Source organism: Pseudomonas nitroreducens NBRC 12694 (assembly GCF_002091755.1).
Lineage (GTDB): Bacteria > Pseudomonadota > Gammaproteobacteria > Pseudomonadales > Pseudomonadaceae > Pseudomonas > Pseudomonas nitroreducens.
The window spans coordinates 326,572-348,624 of record NZ_BDAI01000004.1; the positions used below are offsets into that span (position 1 = coordinate 326,572).

The 22,053-nt window shown below is 66.3% G+C and carries 21 protein-coding genes; all 21 read left to right on the plus strand.

The features are described from left to right. Positions 1-327: 327 nt before the first annotated feature. Positions 328-1,119 (plus strand): AraC family transcriptional regulator, encoded by a 792-nt coding sequence (locus PNI01S_RS13825; protein ID WP_084358440.1) that lies wholly within the window; start codon positions 328-330, stop codon positions 1,117-1,119. Positions 1,120-1,468: 349 nt separating this feature from the next. Further along, a complete protein-coding gene (locus tag PNI01S_RS13830) occupies positions 1,469-2,776 on the plus strand; it encodes an MFS transporter (RefSeq protein ID WP_024766261.1) in 1,308 nt (435 codons plus the stop codon). A 143-nt stretch (positions 2,777-2,919) separates the two neighbouring features. Then, a complete protein-coding gene (locus PNI01S_RS13835) occupies positions 2,920-3,543 on the plus strand; it encodes an ABC transporter ATP-binding protein (RefSeq protein WP_084358441.1) in 624 nt (207 codons plus the stop codon). After that, positions 3,540-4,340: an ABC transporter permease gene (locus PNI01S_RS13840; protein WP_084358442.1), complete on the plus strand. Its 801-nt coding sequence runs from the start codon at positions 3,540-3,542 to the stop codon at positions 4,338-4,340. Before PNI01S_RS13835 ends, PNI01S_RS13840 begins: the two co-directional genes overlap by 4 nt. A gap of 49 nt (positions 4,341-4,389) precedes the next feature. Then, positions 4,390-5,073, plus strand: a complete 684-nt coding sequence (locus tag PNI01S_RS13845) for an SDR family oxidoreductase (RefSeq protein ID WP_084358443.1) — start codon at positions 4,390-4,392, stop codon at positions 5,071-5,073. Between the two features lie 278 nt (positions 5,074-5,351). Continuing rightward, on the plus strand, positions 5,352-6,710 hold the full coding sequence (locus PNI01S_RS13850; RefSeq protein WP_024766257.1) for an 8-oxoguanine deaminase: 1,359 nt from the start codon (positions 5,352-5,354) through the stop codon (positions 6,708-6,710). A 955-nt stretch (positions 6,711-7,665) separates the two neighbouring features. Further along, a complete protein-coding gene (locus tag PNI01S_RS28850) occupies positions 7,666-8,418 on the plus strand; it encodes a methyl-accepting chemotaxis protein (protein ID WP_240157987.1) in 753 nt (250 codons plus the stop codon). A 181-nt stretch (positions 8,419-8,599) separates the two neighbouring features. Next, on the plus strand, positions 8,600-8,965 hold the full coding sequence (locus tag PNI01S_RS13860; RefSeq protein WP_024766255.1) for a response regulator: 366 nt from the start codon (positions 8,600-8,602) through the stop codon (positions 8,963-8,965). 11 nt (positions 8,966-8,976) lie between these two features. Then, positions 8,977-10,878, plus strand: coding sequence for a chemotaxis protein CheA (locus PNI01S_RS13865; protein WP_084358444.1), 1,902 nt, complete (start codon positions 8,977-8,979; stop codon positions 10,876-10,878). Further along, the gene (locus PNI01S_RS13870; protein ID WP_037012409.1) at positions 10,865-11,350 is read left to right on the plus strand and encodes a chemotaxis protein CheW; all 486 of its coding nucleotides are present in this window, start codon (positions 10,865-10,867) and stop codon (positions 11,348-11,350) included. The genes PNI01S_RS13865 and PNI01S_RS13870 overlap by 14 nt, the downstream gene beginning before the upstream one ends. A 21-nt stretch (positions 11,351-11,371) precedes the next feature. Further along, positions 11,372-13,396, plus strand: coding sequence for a methyl-accepting chemotaxis protein (locus PNI01S_RS13875; protein ID WP_038803469.1), 2,025 nt, complete (start codon positions 11,372-11,374; stop codon positions 13,394-13,396). Between the two features lie 358 nt (positions 13,397-13,754). Then, positions 13,755-14,597: a CheR family methyltransferase gene (locus PNI01S_RS13880; RefSeq protein ID WP_024766252.1), complete on the plus strand. Its 843-nt coding sequence runs from the start codon at positions 13,755-13,757 to the stop codon at positions 14,595-14,597. Continuing rightward, positions 14,597-15,190 carry a chemoreceptor glutamine deamidase CheD gene (cheD, locus tag PNI01S_RS13885; protein ID WP_024766251.1) on the plus strand — a complete coding sequence of 198 codons (594 nt, stop codon included), beginning with the start codon at positions 14,597-14,599 and terminating at the stop codon, positions 15,188-15,190. The genes PNI01S_RS13880 and cheD overlap by 1 nt, the downstream gene beginning before the upstream one ends. Before the next feature lie 15 nt (positions 15,191-15,205). Then, positions 15,206-16,261 (plus strand): protein-glutamate methylesterase/protein-glutamine glutaminase, encoded by a 1,056-nt coding sequence (locus PNI01S_RS13890; protein ID WP_084358445.1) that lies wholly within the window; start codon positions 15,206-15,208, stop codon positions 16,259-16,261. A 190-nt stretch (positions 16,262-16,451) separates the two neighbouring features. Further along, positions 16,452-18,440: a biofilm regulation protein phosphatase SiaA gene (gene siaA, locus PNI01S_RS13895; RefSeq protein ID WP_024766250.1), complete on the plus strand. Its 1,989-nt coding sequence runs from the start codon at positions 16,452-16,454 to the stop codon at positions 18,438-18,440. A gap of 10 nt (positions 18,441-18,450) precedes the next feature. After that, positions 18,451-18,993: a biofilm regulation protein kinase SiaB gene (gene siaB, locus PNI01S_RS13900; protein WP_024766249.1), complete on the plus strand. Its 543-nt coding sequence runs from the start codon at positions 18,451-18,453 to the stop codon at positions 18,991-18,993. A gap of 25 nt (positions 18,994-19,018) precedes the next feature. Beyond that, a complete protein-coding gene (siaC, locus tag PNI01S_RS13905) occupies positions 19,019-19,399 on the plus strand; it encodes a biofilm regulation phosphoprotein SiaC (protein ID WP_024766248.1) in 381 nt (126 codons plus the stop codon). 5 nt (positions 19,400-19,404) lie between these two features. Continuing rightward, positions 19,405-20,193, plus strand: a complete 789-nt coding sequence (gene siaD, locus PNI01S_RS13910) for a biofilm regulation diguanylate cyclase SiaD (RefSeq protein ID WP_024766247.1) — start codon at positions 19,405-19,407, stop codon at positions 20,191-20,193. An 89-nt stretch (positions 20,194-20,282) separates the two neighbouring features. Then, positions 20,283-21,086 carry an NYN domain-containing protein gene (locus PNI01S_RS13915; protein ID WP_024766246.1) on the plus strand — a complete coding sequence of 268 codons (804 nt, stop codon included), beginning with the start codon at positions 20,283-20,285 and terminating at the stop codon, positions 21,084-21,086. 87 nt (positions 21,087-21,173) lie between these two features. Then, complete coding sequence (locus PNI01S_RS13920; protein WP_024766245.1) at positions 21,174-21,488, plus strand: DUF2845 domain-containing protein; 315 nt, start codon at positions 21,174-21,176, stop codon at positions 21,486-21,488. A gap of 105 nt (positions 21,489-21,593) precedes the next feature. Beyond that, on the plus strand, positions 21,594-22,019 hold the full coding sequence (locus tag PNI01S_RS13925) for a GNAT family N-acetyltransferase (protein WP_024766244.1): 426 nt from the start codon (positions 21,594-21,596) through the stop codon (positions 22,017-22,019). The last annotated feature ends 34 nt before the right edge of the window (positions 22,020-22,053 follow it).

Genomic DNA, 22,053 nt, shown 5'->3' on the forward strand with positions numbered 1-22,053 from the left:
GAATGGCAACTACTAACCGGTAGATTGGATACATGGGAAACCTGTGTTGAAACGAATCAACACAAATTATGTATACAAGTCTCTTGTGGGAAATCTACCCAACAGCCCTCGGTGCACACCACGCGTTTTTCCGGGCGCGGATGATGCCAGACAAGAGCATCGACTACACCTGTCAGGTTGACTCGGGCCGCCGGGCGGTCTCGCTTTGCGCCGCCGCCGAGGGCACTGGACACTGCGGTTTCCCGGCACAGCCAGGCGCCGTGCTTGAGGCTCCAGGGCTGGCCTGCCAGACTTTGGCCATCAGCGACACTTTCCAAAGATGTACCGATGAAAGGACAACCCCCCGAGCTACAACGCCTGATTCCGGTGCTCGACCGCCTGCCGCGGCCAGTCTACGCGCGTGCCGAGCGGCTACGCGCGGGCTCCTGGACCAGCCGGCACCACCATGCGTGGGTGCAGCTGTCCTATGCCATCACCGGCGTACTGGGTGTACACACGGCCGAAGGCAGCTTCTTTGCCCCGCCGCAGCGGGCCATCTGGATTCCGGCCTTCCTTGACCATGAGGTGGTGACCTCGACCCAGGCGGAAATGCGCAGCCTGTACATCCGCGACGACGCCTGCCGTTGGGCGCCGGACCGCTGCCGGGTGCTGGAGGTGACGCCGCTGGCGCGCGAGCTGGTCAAGAGCTTCTGCGAGCTGCCGGTGGATTATCCACAGGGCGACAGTGCCGAATCGCGGCTGGTGGAAGTGCTCCTGGACCAGCTGCGCCACCTGCCGGAGGTCGCCTTCTCTCTGCCGATGCCACAGGAGGGACGGCTGCTGCAGTTGTGTCAGACGCTGATCGACCACCCCACCGACAGCCATACCCTGGGTGACTGGGCGCAGCGCATCGGTACGTCGGAGAAGACCTTGTCGCGGCTGTTCCAGCGCGAGACCGGCATGACCTTCCGCCTGTGGCGCCAGCGCCAGCGCCTGCTCGCCTCCCTCGGCTCGCTGGAGGCCGGCAACAGTGTCACGGCGGCGGCGCTGGACTGCGGGTACGACTCCACCTCGGCCTATATCGCGTCGTTCAAGGGACTGTTCGGGTTTACGCCGGGGGATTTGTTCCGCCAGCGGTAGGCCGTGCTGGCGGGTACCGATTACGGACGAAGTCCGCTCCCGCCCAAAGCCTGACCCCGCGTGGGAGCGGAGTCCGTCCGCGATTGGCTGAGCCCCCCAGACGAAGCTGAAGCGCCCTTCTACAGGCGCCCACCTATCGGCGGATTTCCGCTCAACATCCCCGCCAATCGGCGCCGCTTCGCCTGCCGTCGCCACCCCATAAATAGACAAGCCCCTAGTGCCACGCGGCTTTCTGGCCTTGGCACGGTGCCTGCTATCGCCCTCGGCACTGCGCCGCCCTCGCGGCGCGCCGGCGTGACGTAACCCGTAGTCCGCACGCCTGACGACAACAACGACAAGAGGAATACCCATGGATAGCGCAAGCGCCGTCTCCGCTTCTGCCGCACCCCGCACGACTTCCCAGCGCATCAAGTCGATCTTCAGTGGCTCGGTCGGCAATCTGGTCGAGTGGTACGACTGGTACGTCTACGCCGCCTTCTCGCTGTACTTCGCCAAGGCATTCTTCCCCCAGGGCGACATGACCGCCCAGCTGCTGAACACCGCCGCGATCTTCGCCGTGGGCTTCCTGATGCGCCCGATCGGCGGCTGGCTGATGGGTATCTATGCCGACCGCAAGGGCCGCAAGGCCGCCCTGCTGGCCTCGGTCCTGCTGATGTGCTTCGGCTCGCTGATCATCGCCCTGACCCCCAGCTATGAAACCATCGGCGTCGGCGCACCGATCCTGCTGGTGCTCGCGCGCCTGCTGCAGGGCCTGTCGGTCGGCGGCGAATACGGCACTTCCGCAACCTACCTGAGCGAGATGGCCAACAAGGAGCAGCGCGGCTTCTTCTCCAGCTTCCAGTACGTCACCCTGATCTCCGGCCAGCTCATCGCCCTGGCGGTACTGATCGTGCTGCAGCAGACCCTGACCGTCGAGCAGCTGGAAAGCTGGGGCTGGCGTATTCCGTTCTTCATCGGCGCGCTGTGCGCGGTCGTAGCCATGTTCCTGCGTCGCGGCATGGAAGAGACCGAATCCTTCAGCACCAAGAAGGACGAGCCCAAGGAAAGCCTGATCCGCACCCTGTTCCGCCATCCCAAGGAAGTCCTGACCGTGGTCGGCCTGACCATGGGCGGTACGCTGGCCTTCTACACCTACACCACGTACATGCAGAAGTACCTGGTGAACACCGTGGGCATGAGCAAGAACGACTCGACCATGATCTCGGCGGCCACGCTGTTCCTCTTCATGCTGCTGCAGCCCATCGTCGGCGCGCTGTCGGACAAGATCGGCCGTCGCCCGATCCTGATCGCCTTCGGCGTGCTGGGCACCGTGTTCACCTACCCGATCCTCAGCACCCTGCACACCATCGACACCTGGTGGGGCGCGTTCTTCCTGATCATGGCCGCGCTGGTCATCGTCAGCGGCTACACCTCGATCAACGCCGTGGTGAAGGCCGAGCTGTTCCCCACCGAGATCCGCGCCCTGGGCGTGGGCCTGCCGTACGCGCTGACCGTGTCCATCTTCGGCGGCACCGCCGAGTACGTGGCGCTGTGGTTCAAGAGCATCGGCATGGAGAGCGGCTTCTACTGGTACGTCACCGCGTGCATCGCCTGTTCGCTGCTGGTCTACGTGACCATGAAGGACACCCAGAAGCATTCGAAGATCACCACCGACTGATTGGGCTCCTTGCCCAGGCCCCGGCGCACACTCTCCGGGGCTTTTTATCCACAAGGCCCGGCATACGCCGGGCCTTTTCGTTTCTGCGGTGACCCGCGACGCTGCGCTATCCTCGCCAGCGTCACGATCGCGTAGGCATTTCCATGAACCTCTCTCCCTTTCCTGTCGGCACGTTGAGCGCCCGCGGCCTGCGCGGCGCGCTCAGCGGGCCCTTCGATCTCGACCTGGAACCCGGCCACTGCACGGTCCTCAGCGGCCCGTCGGGCATCGGCAAGAGCCTGCTGCTGCGCATGCTCGCCGATCTCGACCCGAACCAGGGCGCGATCAGCCTCGGCGGGGTGAACCGCGAGAGCCAGCCGGCCCATGTCTGGCGGCGGTGGGTGACCTACGTACCGGCCGAATCCGGCTGGTGGGAAGACGACGTCGCCGCGCACTTCACCGATCTCGACGGCGTAAGCCGGCTGCTCCCGCAGCTCAATCTCGATCCCGCGAGGCTGCAGGCCCAGGTGGCGCACCTGTCCACCGGCGAGCGACAGCGCCTGGCGCTATTGCGCGCACTGGTGCAACGCCCGCACTTCCTGCTGCTGGACGAACCCACCGCCGCCCTGGACCCGGACAATCGCGAACAGGTCGAACGCCTGTTGCTGGCGGTCAAGGCGCAAGGCATGGGCCTGCTGGTGGTGACCCACGATGCCGACCAGGCGCAACGTCTCGGCGAGCGGCAACTGCACCTGGACCACGACGGACTGACGGAGCGACACCCATGACACCGCTGCAATTGAGCGTGCCGGAACTGGCCCTGGCGGCGCTGCTGATCCTTGCGGCGGCGGCGCTGTCCTGGGCGCTGCGCCTGGGCCTGCAACGCACGCTGCTGGTTTCCGCTGCACGCCTGGTGGTGCAGTTGGTACTGGTCGGTCTGTTCCTGCGCCAGGTATTTGCGCTGTCTTCGCCCTGGCTGACGGCGCTGGTGGTCGCCGTCATGCTGGGCGCGGCGACCTTCGAGGTCGGCTCGCGGCAGCATCGGCGACTGACCGGCTTCTGGCACCTGGGCATCGGCGGCGGCGCGGTCGGTATCGCCACCCTGGGCATCGCCCTGTTCGCCCTCGCCGGCAGCCTGCGCCCGACGCCCTGGTACGACGCGCGCCACGCCATTCCGCTGGTGGGTATCATCCTCGGCACGGCGATGAACGCCGCCAGCCTGGCCCTGAACCAGGTGTTCGCCAGTGTCACCCGCGAGCGGGCGGCCATCGAAGCGCGCCTGGCCCTGGGCGCCGACCGCCATACCGCGCTCAGCGGACTGATTCGCCGCGCGCTCTACACCGGGCTGATTCCCACCCTGAACCAGATGGCTGCCGCCGGTATCATCACCCTTCCGGGAATCATGACCGGTCAGATACTCGCCGGCATGGACCCACTGGACGCCGCGCGCTACCAGATCCTGCTGATGTTCCTGCTCGCCGGCGCCGGATTCATCGCCGCGCTGGGCGCGGTGTACCTGTCGCTGTGGCGGCTCACCGACCCGCGCGAGCGCCTGCGCCTGGATCGCCTGCGTGCCGACGATTGAGCGGCGCCGGCGTATGCTGGGCAACCTTCCCCCGCCACAGGAGCCTGCCATGACCACCCCGAAATCCGCCTTGATCATCGGCGCCTCGCGCGGCCTGGGCCTGGGCCTGGTGCGCGAGCTGCTGGACCGCGGCTGGGACGTCACCGCCACCGTGCGCGACGCCGCCCATCCCGGCGAACTGGCCGCACTGCCGGTGCGCGTCGAGTCGCTGCTGCTGGACGACGTGCACTCCCAGGACCGCCTCGCCGAAGCCCTGGCCGGCACACGCTTCGATCTCATCTACATCAACGCCGGCATCTACGGCCCGCCGCACCAGTCGGCCATCGACGCCAATCTCGCCGATGTCGGCCAGCTGTTCATGGTCAACGCCATCGCCCCGCTGCGCCTGGCCGAACGCCTGCTGCCGCGCCTGGACGGCGACAACGGCGTGCTGGCCTTCATGACCTCCGAACTGGGCAGCGTCGCCGGCAATGAATCCGGCGGCATGGCGCTGTACCGCGCGAGCAAGGCGGCGCTCAATTCGCTGACCCGCAGCTTCGTCGCCGAACTGGGCGAAACCGGCATCACCGTGCTCAACCTGCATCCGGGCTGGGTGCGCACCGACATGGGCGGCGAGTCCGCGCCGCTGGACGTGCCGACCAGCGTGAAAGGCCTTGCCGACCAGGTCGAAAGCCACGCCGGCCGCGGCGGCCAGTTCTACCTGGACTACCAGGGAACGACGATCGACTGGTGACGACGGCATTCGAGCCCGTTACTATGAGCGTTCTCTTGACCCCCATGTCAGGTTCTGCGAGCTAGAACCAGGCAAGGCGGCGGTTGGCGAGAAAGCGCAGTTGACTCCAGTCAATGAGTATTTCTCGACAATCGCCAGCGCCGCATGGCCGACGCGCAGCGAACCGCTAGGGTGCGAGGGAACCTGGATCAGCAGACAGGGTGAACACTGAGCTGGCTTCCCATGAACCCATGGAGCCGGCTCGAACGAACGGCTCCGTCCGTTTGGAGAATTCATCCATGTCTTCCCCGCGTCTCTGGCTGCGCAACCCGCTGGCCATCTTCACCGCTAATGATCAGGACGCCCGTGGCGGCATCGTCGTCCAGGACGGCCGCATCGTCGAACTGGTCGCTGCCGGCCAGCAGCCTTCGGCCCCGATCCAGCAGACCTTCGACGCCAGCCAGCACGTGCTGACGCCCGGCCTGATCAACACCCACCACCACTTCTACCAGACCCTTACCCGCGCCTGGGCGCCGGTGGTGAACCAGCCGCTGTTCCCCTGGCTGAAGACGCTCTACCCGGTATGGGCGCGCCTGACCCCTGACCAGCTAGGCGTGGCCACCAAGGTTGCCCTGGCCGAACTGCTGCTCTCGGGCTGCACCACCGCCGCCGACCACCACTACCTGTTCCCCGACGGCCTCGAGCAGGCCATCGACGTGCAGGCCGGCGTGGTCCAGGAACTGGGCATGCGCGCCATGCTCACCCGCGGCTCCATGAGCCTGGGCGAAGCCGACGGCGGCCTGCCGCCGCAACAGACCGTGCAGAGCGCCGAGGCCATCCTCGACGACAGCCAGCGGCTGATCCGCGAGTACCACCAGCGCGGCGAAGGCGCCCAGGTGCAGATCGCCCTGGCACCCTGCTCGCCCTTCTCGGTCACCCCGGAAATCATGCGCGCCAGCGCCGAACTGGCCGAGCGCGAAGACGTGCGCCTGCACACCCACCTCGCCGAAACCCTGGACGAAGAGGACTTCTGCCTGCAGCGCTTCGGCCAGCGCACCGTGGATTACCTGGACAGCGTCGGCTGGCTCGGCCCGCGCACCTGGCTGGCCCACGGCATCCACTTCAACGATGAGGAAATCCAGCGCCTGGGCGCCGCCGGCACCGGCGTCTGCCACTGCCCCAGCTCGAACATGCGCCTGGCCTCGGGCATCTGCCCGACCGTGGCGCTGGAAGCCGCCGGCGCGCCGGTGGGCATCGGCGTGGACGGCTCGGCCTCCAACGACGCCTCCAACATGATCCTCGAAGCCCGCCAGGCCCTGTACATCCAGCGCCTGCGCTACGGCGCCGAGCAGATCACCCCGGAGCGCGCGCTGGGCTGGGCCACCCGCGGTTCGGCGAAACTCATCGGCCGCAGCGACATCGGCGAGCTGGCCGTGGGCAAGCAGGCGGACCTGGCGCTGTTCAAGCTCGACGAACTGCGCTTCTCCGGCAGCCACGACCCGCTCTCCGCGCTACTGCTGTGCGGCGCCGACAAGGCCGACCGGATCATGATCGGCGGCACCTGGCGCGTGGTCGACGGTGAGGTCGAAGGCCTCGACCTCAAGCGCCTGATCGCAGACCACACCCAGGCGGCGCGCAAGCTGCTCGGTACGCTGTAAATACCTTCCGCGCCCATACGAGCGGAGCCCCTCACCCTAACCCTCTCCCGCAAGCGGGAGAGGGGACCGTTCGGTGCAGGGAGAACCTCCAGCGTCAGCCGGCACAATCTGCCCCCTCTCCCTATGGGAGAGGGTTGGGGTGAGGGCAAGCCCAGAGCGAATATCGGCTCGCCTGTAATCCGCTCTACCCAGCCTGCCGACAAGCTTCCTGACCGAAGACCATCACGTGGCTCCGGATGCCATTCCAGCCGGCACGTTTTGTCATCGAAAAATCGCTACAACCCGCGCCACACAAGGGCTGCGTACTACCGCCCGTCGCCATCCAAACAGCCGCGATAAGCGGTCATTCAGTGAAAACCCCTCTAGATCAAGGGTCTATCCCTTGCGACGGGAATATGCCGTCAGTTTGACATCACCCATTGGCACTCTAGTTTTAAATCGCCGGGCCGAATTCCTGCTCAAGAGGTTGTCAGCAGCCGTTTGGCCCGGTCACCGGCGCCCGGCAATGGAGTGCACGTCAATGCGCGATTCACAGTTGGACCCTCTGGCGGTTCAAGGAGCCGGCCAGGATTGGCCGCGGCGCCTCATCATCCAGACCCTGCCCTGGGCGGTGGTCGCCGTGCTCTGCGCGGTCGGCGTGCCGTTCTGGTGGATGCTGCCGGTGGGCTGGATCTCCAGCCTGGTGCTGAGCAGCCTGCTGTGCGGCACCGGCAAGGCCGCCGCCGAGGCGCAGGCAGTCAAGCTGCACAGCGAGGAGCTGCCTCAGTGGCGCCCGCTGCAGGAAGCCGTGGAAGGCCACCTGGCCCAGCTCAACGGCCATACCCACCAGATCGACAGCCTCCTGCACCAGGCGATCCGGCAACTGACCGACAGCTTCCACGCCCTCGCCGATCGCATCGACACCCAGCGCGGCCTGTCCCACTCGCTGATCGAGCGCTACGACGGCCGCGGCCACATGGACGGCGACATCGATTTCCAGCGTTTCATCCACGCCACCCAGGAAACCCTCGGGCTGTTCGTCGAAGCCACCCTGGAGACCAGCCGCACCTCACAGCAACTGGTGGAGCGCATGGACCGCGTGACGCACAAGATCGCCGAGATCCTGCAATCCACCCAGGACATGGACGCCATCGCCAAGCAGACCAACCTGCTGGCCCTCAACGCCGCCATCGAAGCCGCCCGCGCCGGCGAAAGCGGCCGCGGTTTCGCCGTGGTAGCCGACGAGGTACGCGCGTTGTCCACCCGTTCCACGCACTTCTCCCAGGCCATCCGCGAGCACGTCGACGTGGTCTACCACGAGATCAAGGACGCCGAGGGCGCCATCAGCCAGTTGGCCGACAAGGACATGACCTTCGCCCTGGATTCACGCCAGAAGATCCAGCACATGCTCGACGATCTCGACGCCATGAATCAGCACACCGTGAAGGTAGTGCAGGAGCTGGACCGCATCTCCCTGGAAGTGGGCGACGGCGTCAACGCCGCGGTCACCGCCCTGCAGTTCCAGGACATGAGCAGCCAACTGCTCGGCCAGGTCGGCAAGCACAGCGCGCGCCTCGGCGCCCTCGCCGTCGGCCTCGGCGCGCTGGATGGTCGCGAACCCGGCGAGTGGGGCGAGCGCCTGCGTGGCGAAGTCGCCGAACTCGGTCGCCCCCTGAGCAACCCGGTCGCCCAGACCAGTCTCAGCGCTGGCGAAGTGGAACTGTTTTGACGTGATCCGAGCCCAGGAGGCATCGCCATGTTGCAGTCCGTCATTGCCCGCTTTAACGAACACTGGCTGGCCAACCTCGCCCTGATCGGCTGAGCCCCACACCCTTTCCGCGCGCCGGGATGGCGCGAGTTCCGCGCGCCTGGCGACAAGCAACGCATTGCACCCAAGGAGAATCAACGCAATGGGAAAACAGATTCTGATCGTCGATGACTCGGCCTCCATCCGGCAAATGCTGAGCTTCACGCTCAAGTCCGCCGGCTACGAGGTGGACGAGGCCGTGGACGGCAAGGACGGCCTGGGCAAAGCCCAGCGCAAGTCCTACCAACTGGTCTTCACCGACCAGAACATGCCGAACATGGACGGCCTGTCGCTGATCCGCAGCCTGCGCGACATGGCCGGCTACCGCAGCACGCCGATCCTGATGCTGACCACCGAGTCCAGCGACGCCATGAAACAGCAGGGCAAGAGCGCCGGCGCCACCGGCTGGCTGGTCAAGCCGTTCGACCCGCCGAAACTGCTGGAAGTGACCCGCAAGGTCCTGCCCTAGGGGAACCCTGAATGGCTACCGGTATGGAGCAATTCCTCCAGGTCTTCTTCGAGGAAACCGACGAACACCTGGCGACCCTCGAACTCCTGCTGATCGGGCTCGACCTCGATCAGCCGGACGCCGAGACGCTCAATGGCATCTTCCGTGCGGCGCATTCGATCAAGGGCTCCAGCGGCATGTTCGGCTTCGACGACCTGACCGCCGTGACCCACGAACTGGAGACGCTGCTCGACCGCATCCGTTGCGGGCAGACTGCCCTGCACGTGGACATGATCGGCGCCTTTCTCGAAGCCCGCGACGTATTGCAGCGCCTGCTCGACGCACACCGCAGCCAGGTACCCGATCCGGACGTGCCCGTCGCCGCCACCGTGGAGCGCCTGCGCGCCTGGCTGGCAGCACCGGCTGCAGCCACCGCCGATGACCACTCCGGCCTGTTCGAAGACACCCTAGTCGCGGCAGAAGCCGGCGCCAGCGACGAGGACTTCGGCTTCTTCGACGATGCGCCCGGCACGCCCGGCGCCAGCGCAGCGGTCGCCAGCAGCGACGACGATTTCGGTTTCTTCGACGACGCCCCCGGCGCGCCAGGCGCCAGCCCCGTCGAGCCCTACGGCATCTTCGACAAGGCACCGGGCGCCCCCGCCGCAGCTCCAGCCGCCGCCAGCGAAGCGCCGAAAGCCGCACCGACCGTGGCGAAAGCAGCCGCCGCGCCGCGCACCGACAGTGAATCCAGCTCCATCCGCGTCAGCGTCGAGAAGATCGACAGCCTGATCAACCTGGTGGGCGAGCTGGTGATCACCCAGGCCATGCTCAGCCAGCTCAGCGAAGACCTCGACCCGACGCACTTCGAGCGCCTGCAACAGGCCCTGGCGCAGCTGGAACACAACACCCGCGACCTGCAGGAATCGGTGATGTCGATCCGCATGCTGCCGATCAGCTTCATCTTCAGCCGCTTCCCGCGCTTGGTGCACGACACCTCCGCGCGCCTGGGCAAGCAGGTCGAACTGATCCTGCAGGGCGAGCACACCGAGCTGGACAAGAGCGTCATCGAAAAGCTCAGCGACCCGCTCACCCACATCGTGCGCAACAGCATCGACCACGGCATCGAAACGCCCGCCGAACGCCTGGCGGCCGGCAAGCCGGCGCAGGGCTCGGTGAAACTCGCCGCCAGCCACCAGGGCGGCAGCGTGGTGGTGGAAATCTCCGATGACGGCCGCGGTCTGTCCCGCGAACGCATCCTCGCCAAGGCCCGCGAGAAGGGCCTGCCGGTGCACGACGGGATGAGCGACGCGGACGTCTGGCAATTGATCTTCATGCCGGGGTTCTCCACCGCCGAAGCGGTCACCGAGCTATCCGGCAGGGGCGTGGGCATGGACGTGGTGCGGCGCAACATCCAGGCCATGGGCGGGCGGATCGACATCGACTCCGCGCCCGGCATGGGAACCCGCATGAGCATCCGTCTGCCGCTGACCCTGGCCATCCTCGATGGTCTGATCGTCGCGGTGGAGCAGGTCAACTACGTGGTACCGCTGACCTACATCGTCGAATCGCTGCAGGCCCGCGCCGACGATGTGCGCGGCCTCGCCGGCGAGGAGTCGACGGTGATCCGCGTGCGCGGCGAATACCTGCCGCTGTTCTCCCTCAACCAGTTGCTGCGCATCGGCGCCGAGCCCATGCCGGCGGAGCAGGGGATCGTGGTGATCCTCGAATCCGAGGGCAAGAGCTTTGCCCTGCAGGTGGACGAACTGGTCGGCCAGCAGCAGGTGGTGATCAAGAGCCTGGAACAGAACTTCCGACGGATCGACGGGATCGCCGGCGCCACCATCATGGGTGACGGCAGCGTCGCCCTGATCCTCGATGTCGATGCCCTGCCACGTCTGGCGGCACAAGGAGAGCCCACCCATGAGCGCAGCTGAAGCCAGCGCAGCAAGCAGCCCGGTGCAGGAGTACCTGACCTTCACCCTGGGCCGCGAGGAATACGCCATCGATATCCTGCGGGTGCAGGAGATCCGTGGCTACGACCAGGTCACGGCGATCGCCAACGCCCCCGCCTTCATCAAGGGCGTGATCAACCTGCGCGGCGCCATCGTTCCCATCGTCGACCTGCGCATCAAGTTCAACCTGGCCGACATCAGCTACGACCAGTTCACCGTGGTGATCATCCTCAACGTCGGCCGGCGCATCGTTGGCGCGGTGGTGGATTCGGTCTCCGACGTGATCGCCCTGGCCGGCGAGGAAATCAAGCCGCGCCCGGAATTCGCCGCCAGCTTCGACACCGAGTACCTGCTGGGCCTGGCCACCGCGGGTGAGCGGATGCTCATCCTGGTGGACATCGAAAAACTCATGACCAGCCGTGAGATGGCGCTGGTCGACGAAACCGCCGCCTGATCGCGACCGAGGACAAACAACATGGGTCTGTTCAACGCACACGCCGTGGCGCAGCAACGCGCCGACCGCATCACCGCCATCCTCCACAGCCTGGTCGACGGCAACCTCGACGTCGCCATCGGCGAAGCCCCGGCCGCCGGCTACGAGCGCCTGTACGACGGGCTGCGCAATGTCCAGCGCAGCCTGCGCGAGCAGCGCACTGAACTGGCCCAGGCCGAAGCCCTGGAGGCCGGGCTGGTGGAGATGACGCGCCAGCACGAGCTGGGCTGGATCGACGAGGTGATCCCGGTGGACAAGTTCGCCGGCCGCCCGGCGCGCATCGCCAAGGGCATCAACGACCTGGTCGCCGCGCACATCGCGGTGAAGATGAAGGTGGTTGCTACCGTGACCGCCTACGGCAAGGGTGACTACTCGGTGGAGATGGACCGCCTGCCGGGCAAGAAAGCCATCATCACCGAGGCCATTGACGGCGTGCGCGACAGCCTCAAGGCCAACGCCGATGCCGCCGAGTACAACGCGCGGATCAAGAGTGCGCTGGATAACGTCTCGGCCAACGTGATGATCGCCAACAACGATCTCGACATCATCTACATGAACCGCACCGTCACCGAGATGCTCGGCAATGCCGAGGCCGACATCCGCAAGCAACTGCCGAACTTCAACGCCAGCCGCCTGATGGGCGCGAACATCGACATGTTCCACAAGAACCCGGCGCACCAGCGCGGCATGCTCGCGCACCTCACCGCGCGGCATAAGGCCGAGCTGAGCCTGGGCGGCCGCCGCTTCGCCCTGGACGTGGTGCCGGTGTTCAACGATGCCGGCGAGCGCCTGGGTTCGGCCGTGCAGTGGACCGACCGCACCGAGGAGTTCCGCGCCGAGCAGGAAGTCTCGCAACTGGTGGATGCCGCCGTCGCTGGCGACTTCAGCAAGCGCATCGAGGCCTCCAACAAAGAGGGCTTCTTCCTGAAGATCGCCACCGGCCTGAACAGCCTGGTGGACACCGCCGACAAGGGCCTGCGCGATGTCACCCGGGTGCTCGGCGCCCTGGCCCAGGGCGACCTGACCCAGCGCATCGACGCCGACTACCAGGGCACCTTCGGCGAGCTGAAGGACTACGCCAACGAGACCGCGCAGAGCCTGTCGCGCATGCTCGGGCAGATTCGCGAAGCCGCCGACACCATCCACACCGCCGCCAGCGAGATCGCCAGCGGCAACGCCGAGCTGTCCACCCGCACCGAGCAGCAGGCTTCCAGCCTGGAAGAAACCGCCTCGAGCATGGAAGAACTGACCAGCACGGTGAAGCTCAACGCCGAGAACGCGCGCCAGGCCAATTCGCTGGCGGTGAACGCTTCCGAAGTCGCCACCGAGGGCGGCAGCGTGGTGCAGAAGGTGGTGGGCACCATGTCGGCCATCAACGACTCGGCGCGCAAGATCGCCGACATCATCGGGGTGATCGACGGCATCGCCTTCCAGACCAACATCCTCGCGCTCAACGCCGCGGTGGAAGCCGCCCGCGCCGGCGAGCAGGGCCGCGGCTTCGCCGTGGTGGCCGGTGAAGTGCGCACCCTGGCGCAGCGCTCCGCCGCCGCCGCCAAGGAGATCAAGACGCTGATCAACGACTCGGTGGACAAGGTCGAGAGCGGCAACACCCTGGTCGCCCAGGCCGGCCAGACCATGAGCGACATCGTGGTGGCGATCAAGCGCGTCACCGACATCATGGCCGAGATCGCCGCCGCCAGCGCTGAGCAGAGCAGCGGCATCGAGGAGGTGAACGGCGCCGTGTCGCAGATGGACGAAATGACCCAGCAGAACGCTGCGCTGGTGGAAGAAGCCGCCGCCTCGGCCGAGGCCCTGCAGGAGCAGGCCGGCATGCTCAACCAGCAGGTCGGGGTGTTCAAGCTCGAATCCATCGCGGCCACCGTGGTGCCGCTGGCCTCCGCCCGCCCGGCCCGCGCCGAGCCGGTGGCGCACGCCTCGCGCGCCGCTCGCGGCGTGGCCAAGGCGGTACGCGCCAAGGGCAAGGAAGACGACTGGGAAGAGTTCTGATCGGGCGGGGCTGAAGGATGGCGGCGGCCGGAGCAATGGGAGGGTCGGCTGCCGCGCGCGGGCCAGGGATGGTCAGGCGATGGTTGCTGGTGTGGGTGCCAAAAGCCCCTCACCCTAACCCTCTCCCAAAGGGAGAGGGGACTGATAGGCATGGCTGGAAGTACCGCGACACCCGGACACACCGAACGGCCCCCTCTCCCCCTGGGAGAGGGCTGGGGTGAGGGAAACGTCCAGCACAGAACCTTCCCGATCCAACGAAGTAGGGCGCATAACGCCAAAGGCGTTATCCGCCATCGCGGCCAATCACCCATTCCGGGTCATGCGCCTCGGCAATCCGTCCACGCAGTGAGACCCACCAATGCCCATCCACCTGCCCGCCCCCGAGCACGAATTCCACTACACCCGCCGGGACTTCCAACAGGTGCGTGAGCGCCTCTACCAGCACGCCGGCATCAGCCTCTCGGAGAACAAGCAGCAGCTGGTCTACAGCCGCCTCTCGCGGCGGCTGCGCAGCCTGCGCCTGGGCAGCTTCGCCGAGTACTTCGCCTACCTGGAAAGCCATGAGGAAGAGTGGCAGCAGTTCGTTAACGCACTGACCACCAACCTCACCGCCTTCTTCCGCGAGAAGCATCATTTCGACCACCTGGGGCGCTTCGCCGCCGAGCAGCTGGGCGACCACCAGCCGCTGCGCTTCTGGTCCACCGCCTCGAGCACCGGCGAGGAGCCCTACTCCATGGCCATGACCCTGGTGGACGCACTGGGCAGCTTCGCCCCGCCCATCGAGCTGATCGCCTCGGACATCGATACCGGCGTACTCGGCCAGGCGCGCCAGGGCATCTATCCGCTGGAGCGCATCGAGGCGCTGAGTCCCGCGCAGAAAAAGCGCTTCTTCCTCCGCGGCACAGGCGGCAACGCCGGCAAGGCGCGGGTGGTGCGCGAGCTGCGGCAGATGATCGATTACCGGCAGATCAATCTGCTGGACCGCGACTGGGGTATCCCCGGCAACCTGGACGCAATCTTCTGCCGCAACGTGATGATCTATTTCGACAAGCCGACCCAGACCCGCCTGCTCGAACGCATGGTGCGCCTGCTGCGGCCGGGCGGGCTGTTCTTCGCCGGGCACTCGGAAAACTTCGTCCACGCCAGCCACCTGGTCCGTTCGGTAGGGCGCACAACCTACCAGGCGGTGGGGAGCCATTGATGGGCGCCGCCCTCGACCAACCCAATCGCTACTACGACCCGCGCTTCGGCATGGAAGCGGTGAAGCTGCTGCCCGGCGAGTGCTACGTCACCGCCGAGCCGCTGATGCTGGTCACCGTGCTCGGCTCCTGTGTCTCGGTCTGCCTGCGCGACCGCAGCAGCGGGCTGGGCGGCATGAACCACTTCATGCTGCCCGGCGACACCGGCGTGCAGGGCCTGCTGTCCAACTCCGGGCGCTACGGCGTGCACGCCATGGACCTGCTGATCAACGGCCTGATGCGTCGCGGCGGCCAGCGCCGGCACTTCGAGGCCAAGGTGTTCGGCGGTGGCTCGGTGTTGAAGAATCTCAGTGCCGACGTCGGCCAGCGCAACGTCGAATTCGTCCTCGACTACCTGGACAACGAAGGCATCCCGCTGGCCGCCCAGGACTTGCTCGACGTGCACCCGCGCAAGGTCTACTTCTTTCCCGGCAGCGGCCGGGTGCTGGTGCGCAAGCTGCGCACCCTGGCCAACGATACGGTGCTGCAACGCGAGCGGCAGTACTGCCAGCAACTGTCCCGCCGGGAGCGCGGCGGGAGCATTGATCTGTTCTGAACGGAGGGACGCCCGATGACCGTCAAGGTGCTGATCGTCGACGACTCGGCGCTGATTCGCAGCCTGCTCAAGGACATCATCCAGAACGACCCGGAACTGCAGTTGGTGGGCGCCGCGCCCGACGCCTTCGTTGCCCGCGACCTGATCAAGCAGCACGCGCCGGACGTCATCACCCTCGACGTGGAAATGCCGCGCATGGACGGCCTGACTTTCCTCGACAAGCTGATGAAAGGCCGACCGACGCCGGTGCTGATGATCTCCTCGCTGACCGAGAAGGGTTCCGAAGCCACCCTGCGCGCCCTGGAGTTGGGCGCCATCGACTTCATCGCCAAGCCGCGCCTGGGCATCGCCGAAGGCATGCAGGCCTATGCCGAGGAAATCTGCGCCAAGCTCAAGGCCGCCGCCCGCGCCCGGCTGCCCCGCGCCCGCCCCGCCACCGTCGCGGGTGCACCGGCAACGAGCAGCGCGCCGCTGCTGAGCACCGAGAAGATTTTTGCCATCGGCGCCTCCACCGGCGGTACCGAGGCCATCAAGGAAGTCCTGCTCGGCTTGCCGCCGGACTGCCCCGGCACCGTCGTGACCCTGCACATGCCACCAGGCTTCACCAAGTCCTACGCCGAGCGACTGGACCGTCAGACGCGCTTGTCCGTGCGCGAGGCCCGCGATGGCGACCGCATCCTCCCCGGCCACGTGCTGCTCGCCCCTGGCGATTACCACATGGAAGTGCAGCGCAGCGGTGCCAACTACGTGGTGCGCCTGCACCGCGAGGCGGCGGTGAACGGCCACCGGCCGGCGGTGGATGTAATGTTCAATTCCCTCGCCCGCTGTGCCGGGCGCAACCTCATCGCTGCCCTGCTCACCGGCATGGGCAAGGATGGGGCCCGCGGCTTGCAGGCGATCCGCCAAGCCGGCGGCCACACCGTCGCCCAGGACGAGGCCACCTGCGTGGTCTACGGCATGCCCCGCGAGGCAGTGGAGCTGGGCGCCGCCAAGGAAGTCCTGCCGCTGGAGCGCATCGCCGGGTCTCTCCTACAACAGACGCGACAGAGCGGAAGTGGGAACCGCGTCTAGTTATGAGGGAATCATCCGGTACAGCTGCGCGACTTTTCACACAGGGTCTAGACTCGGGCCAATTGACCGGCGCCAATTATATGGCGATCCGATATCAATTTGGTTTGATTGTGCCCGTATACAAAATGCACAATTGAGCTTTCGCCAAAAGACCGGCACACGGCGGGCGACACGGGGATATGAGATAGCCATGGCGGCAAGATGGGGGTTGCGCGGCAAATCGGTGGTGGCATTGCTCATCGCCTGTCTCCTGGCGCTGGTACCGGCGGTGATGCTGGGCTGGAAGGCCATGGAAGACATCCGCACGCATTTCGGCCTCGCCTTCGCGAGAAACTTCACGCTGCTCAACCAGCAGAAGATCATCGCACCGGTAATCCGCGAACTGGCGCTGTCGCGGCGCCTGGCCGAATCGGTGGTGACCCAGGACTGGCTGCTGGCCGAAAACGACCCGGCGCGCCGCTCGCTGTTCTTCCGCGAGGCCGAAGGCTTCCGCGCCGACCAGCACAACTATTCCTATTTCGTCGTGGTGGACTCCTCGCGCCACTACTACTTCAACGACTCCAGCTCGCCGCTCTCCAACTCCCCGCGCTACACCCTGAGCGACACCGACCCGCAGGACCGCTGGTACTTCGATACCCTCGCCCGCGACGAGACCTACAACATCAACGTCAACTACGACGCCAAGCTGAAGGTCACCAAGGTCTGGTTCAACATGGTCGTACGCGCCGGCAACGAGAAGGTCGGCCTGGCCGGTGGCGGCCTGGACCTTACCGAATTCCTCGACCAGTTCATCTCCCGCCGCGAGGCCGGGGTAACACCCATGATCGTCGACCCGGACGGCGCCATCCAGGCGCACCCGGACACCAGGCTGATCGCCTATTCCTCCGGCTCCAGTGGCCAGGCCAAGCACCACGTGTTCGACCTGCTGGGCAATGACCAGGAGCGCACCGCCCTGCGCCAGACCCTGCGCCAGGCCGAGGCCAACCCCGGCGAAGTGGAAACCATGTGGGGCACCATCGACGGCAAGGAACAGCTGATCGCCACCGCCTACATCCCGCAGCTGCGCTGGCACGTGCTCAGCGCCATCGACCTGCACGCCGCCCAGGTGCTCGACAGCCGCTGGATCTGGCCGCTGGTGGGCACCCTCGCCGGGTTGCTGGCGATCCTGCTGATCGGCTTCGCCTACACCGTCGACCTGCTGGTGCTGCGCCCGCTGCGCGGCCTCAAGCAGTCGGCCAAGGCGATTGCCGCCGGGCAGTACGACAGCCCGCTGCCGCGCACCCGCCCGGACGAGATCGGCGAGCTTTCCAGCGCCTTCGCCAGCATGGCCGACCAGGTCCGCCGGCACACCGAGGAGCTGGAAGACAAGGTCCAGCAGCGCACCCAGGCGCTGGAAAAGGCTAACCGCGAGATGGCCGCCGCACAGAAGAAGATCGGCGACTCCATCGACTACGCCAGCCTGATCCAGCGCGCCATCCTCCCCGATCGCCAGCTGAAGGCGTCCCTGGGCGAGCACCACTTCGTCCTGTGGAAGCCGCGCGACGTGGTCGGTGGCGACTTCTACATCTATCGCGAAGGCCCAGTGGACAGCCTGATCGGCGTGGTGGACTGCGCTGGCCACGGCGTGCCCGGCGCGCTGATGACCATGCTCGCCCTGGCCGCCATCGACCACGCCATCGACAGCGTAAAGAGCCACGACCCGGCCGCCATCCTGCATGAAACCGACCACGTGATGCGCGGCATGCTCGGGCAGGAGGAGTTCACTCACTCGCTGGCCACCAACATGGACGCAGGCCTGGTGCGTGTCGACCACCAGAGCAAACTGCTGCATTTCTCCGGGGCGAAGATTTCCCTGTTCGCCAGCGACGGCAACGACGTGCGCGAATACAAGGGCGCGCGCCGAGCCATCGGCGACAAGCGCCAGGGCGACTATCAGGACGTGGAAATCCCGATGGAAGCCGGCTGGACCTATTACCTGTGCACCGACGGCTTCCTCGACCAGGCCGGCGGCGAGCACGGCTTCGGCTTCGGCAACAGCCGCTTCGCCGCCCTGCTGCGCAACCACGCCCGCCGACCATTGGCAGAGCAGGCCGACGTATTCGCCGCTACCCTCGCCCAGTATCAAGGCGAGCAGCCGCAGCGCGACGACATCACCATTCTCTCTTTCCGCTTCGACTAGGGGTTAATCCATGGAATCGCTAGATCTGTTGGCCATGCGCGAGAGCTACACCCGGCAACGCATATTGCTCTGCTTCAACGGGCCCATCTCGCGCAGCCTGATCGAGGAGATCGGCCACGCGCTGCGCAACTACATGCAGGCCGAGCAGGCCCACCCCAGCGAAGCGATGGATGTGTTCGCCGTCTACATCGAGATGACCCAGAACATCCGCCACTACGCCTCCCTGCGCGGCTACAACGATCAGGAAGCCTCGGCCACCGTGGCCATTGCCCGCGACGACGAAGGCCACTACGTGGTCTCCGCCGGCAACCTGGTGGAGCTGGCCGACGGCCAGGGCCTGGTACGCAGCATCGAGGCCATCGCCGGGCTGGACAAGGCCCAGCTCAAGGCCGCCTACAAGGAACAGCTGCGCCGCCCGCGCGACGCCGAAGCCTCCACCGGCGCCGGCCTGGGCCTGCTGGACATTGCCCGCAAGTCCAGCGCGCCACTGAAGACCTCACTCACCGAACAACCCGACGGCCGCGCCTTCTTCAGCCTGCGCGCCGTGATCTGATCTGCGAAATTCAGGAAGACCCGATATGAGCGATCTCCACGTCAACGGCACCCAATCCACCCCACAGATCCACGGCGACTGGCAGGCCGGCATCCTCGCGATGCAGGGCGACTCCTACCCGGAGAACTCCTATGAGCTGTTCGGCCAGGTCATCGAATGGGTCGAGCGCTTCCTCACCCAGGAACAGCGCCCGCTGGAACTCGACCTGCGCCTGCTGTACCTCAACACCAGCTCGATCAAGGCCATGATGGACATCTTCGACCTGCTCGAAGAAGCCCACGGCCAGGGCCGCACCACCCGCGTGGCATGGCACTATGACCGACGCAACGAACGCGTCGCCGAACTGGCCGAGGAATTCCGCGAGGACTGTACCTTCCCGTTCGTCATCCAAGCCTACGACGAGTAAGTGCCATGACTAGCGAGCGCGAGCTGGACCTGCTGATCGAAGACCTGCTGGCCGACCCACAGTACGAAGGGCACCCCCTACGCGAGGCCCTGTACCAGAAGCACCAGCAGTCCCTCGACCAGCTCGCGCGCCTGGAGCGCATCGCGCGGATTTCCGACGGCTTCCAGTCCATGGCCCGGCAGCAGAACAGCACACTGTCCGAGCGCTACCACAAGCAACTGCGCCAGCTGGAAAAGGTCGCGCGCATCTCCGACCGCTACCAGGACATGATGCGCGACCTCAACGTCGCGCTGAAGGAAGCCTCGACCCACGACACCCTCACCGGCATCGCCAACCGCCGACTGCTGATGGAGCGCCTGCGCGAGGAAAGCGAGCGCGCCCAGCGCCACGGCGAGTCCTACGTGCTGGCCATGCTCGACGTCGATCGCTTCAAGCAGGTCAACGATACCTGGGGCCACGAAGTCGGCGACCGCGTGCTGGTGGAAATCGGCCGCGCCATGGAGTCCGCCCTGCGCCAGTACGACCTCTGCGGCCGCTGGGGCGGCGAGGAGTTCCTGCTGATCCTGCCGGATACTCGCCTCACCGACGCCGCCGCGATCATCGAGCGCGTGCGCAACGACATCCGCTGCCTCGCCGTGCGCGTGGGCACCAATGCCCTGTCCGTGACCGCCAGCTTCGGCGTCGCCGAGCATCATCCGGGCGAAAGCTATTCCCAGACCCTGAGCCGGGCCGACGCCGCCCTGCTGGACGCCAAGCGCAGCGGGCGGGACAAATGCGAGTTCGCCACCGATTGAACGAACGCCGACGCGAGCACGCGTTCACGCAGGTGGTATCCGCAGCCCAATCCGATTAAGGTCCAAGGACCGCAAGGAAAGGATGCAACATGGCCACCAGATCCCCCACCCCGCGCCAGCAGACGCACCTCGCCGTCCTGATCGACGCCGACAACGCCCCCGCCGCCATTGTCGAGGGCCTGTTCGAGGAAATCGCCAAGTACGGCGTCGCCAGCGTCAAGCGCATCTACGGCGACTGGACCAAGCCCAACCTGGGCAAGTGGAAGCAGGTGCTGCTGGACCACTCCATCCAGCCCATGCAACAGTTCGCCTACACCAGCGGCAAGAACGCCACCGACAGCGCGCTGATCATCGACGCCATGGACCTGCTCTACACCCGCCGCTTCGACGGCTTCTGCCTGGTCTCCAGCGACAGCGACTTCACCCGCCTGGCTGCACGCCTGCGCGAGGAAGGGCTGACGGTCTACGGCTTCGGCGAGGAGAAGACGCCCAAGCCGTTCGTCTCCGCCTGCGACAAGTTCATCTACACCGAAATCCTCCGCGCCACGCCCGAAGCCCCCGTCGAGCCGGTACCCGTCACCGACAAGACGGCCGCCCCGAGCGCCAACGACACGCCCAAACCCGCGGCCAAGCGCAAATCGCAAAAGGTCCCGCTGGACTTCATCGCCAAGGTGCTCGACGACATCGACGGCGACGATGACGACTGGGTCCAGCTGGGCGCTCTGGGGCAGAACATCGGCAAGCTGCAACCCGCGTTCGACCCGCGCCTGTATGGCTTCAAGAAGCTCAGCGACCTGATCAAGGGCCACCCCAAGCGCTTCGAGCTGCAGGCACGCGGCGGCGGTAGCGGCGGCAAGGACCTGTATGTGCGCAACGTGGGCACCGCGCGCTGAGAACATCGCCCTGCACTGCCCCCGCTCAACGAACACGCCACGCCTGACGGTTAAAGTCGGGCGTGAGCACCTCTGCGGAGCAATCCCATGCGCTTCCTGCTGATCCCCCTGCTGGCCCTGCTCGCTGCGAGCGGCGCCCATGCCGGCACATTGCGCTGCGGCACCAGCCTGATCAACGAAGGCGATCCGATGGACGAAGTCCTCGCCAAGTGCGGCGAGCCTGCCAAACGCGTGATCGTCCCTCCCAGGCCTCCTCGGCGCGACTCGACCGGTAAGCTCATTCCTGGCGAAGCCCAGCTGGAAACCTGGATGTACGGCCCCAGCGGCGGGGCCTACCGTTACCTGTTCTTCCGCGATACCAAGCTGCTGTCGATCAACATGTCGCGCAAGGAGCTACTCTGAGCTTCCCGCGCCACCCGTCCCAGCACGCCCGCCGCTACCAAAGACGCCTACCCATGGCGGCGGCATCTCCCTAGACTGGTCGCCTTCGCCAATCCGGAGGGCACCATGCAAACCACCTTCAACTTCACCCTCGGCATCGACCCGCAGGCGCGCGACGTCGTGGTCAAGGGCCTGCTCGCCTACAACCTCGGGCAGATGGGCCGCAGCAACACCTACGACGACTTCGAACTCTACGCCCGCGACCCGGATGGCGAAGTGGTCGGCGGCATGTTCGGCCAATCCGGCATGGGCTGGCTCTACATCGACTACCTCTGGCTGCAGGACGACCAGCGCGGCAGCGGCCTGGGCAGCCAGCTCATCGCCCTGGCCGAAGACGAAGCCCGCCGCCGCGGCTGCGTCGGCCTGTTCCTCTACACCTACAGCTTCCAGGCCCCCGGCTTCTACGAGAAACAGGGCTTCGAGCGCATGGGCGTGCTCGAGGATTGCCCGCCGGGGCATCAGCGTATCTACCTGAAGAAGCATTTGGGCTGATTGCCGGGCTCAAAGCAGGCGAGACCATTCTCAC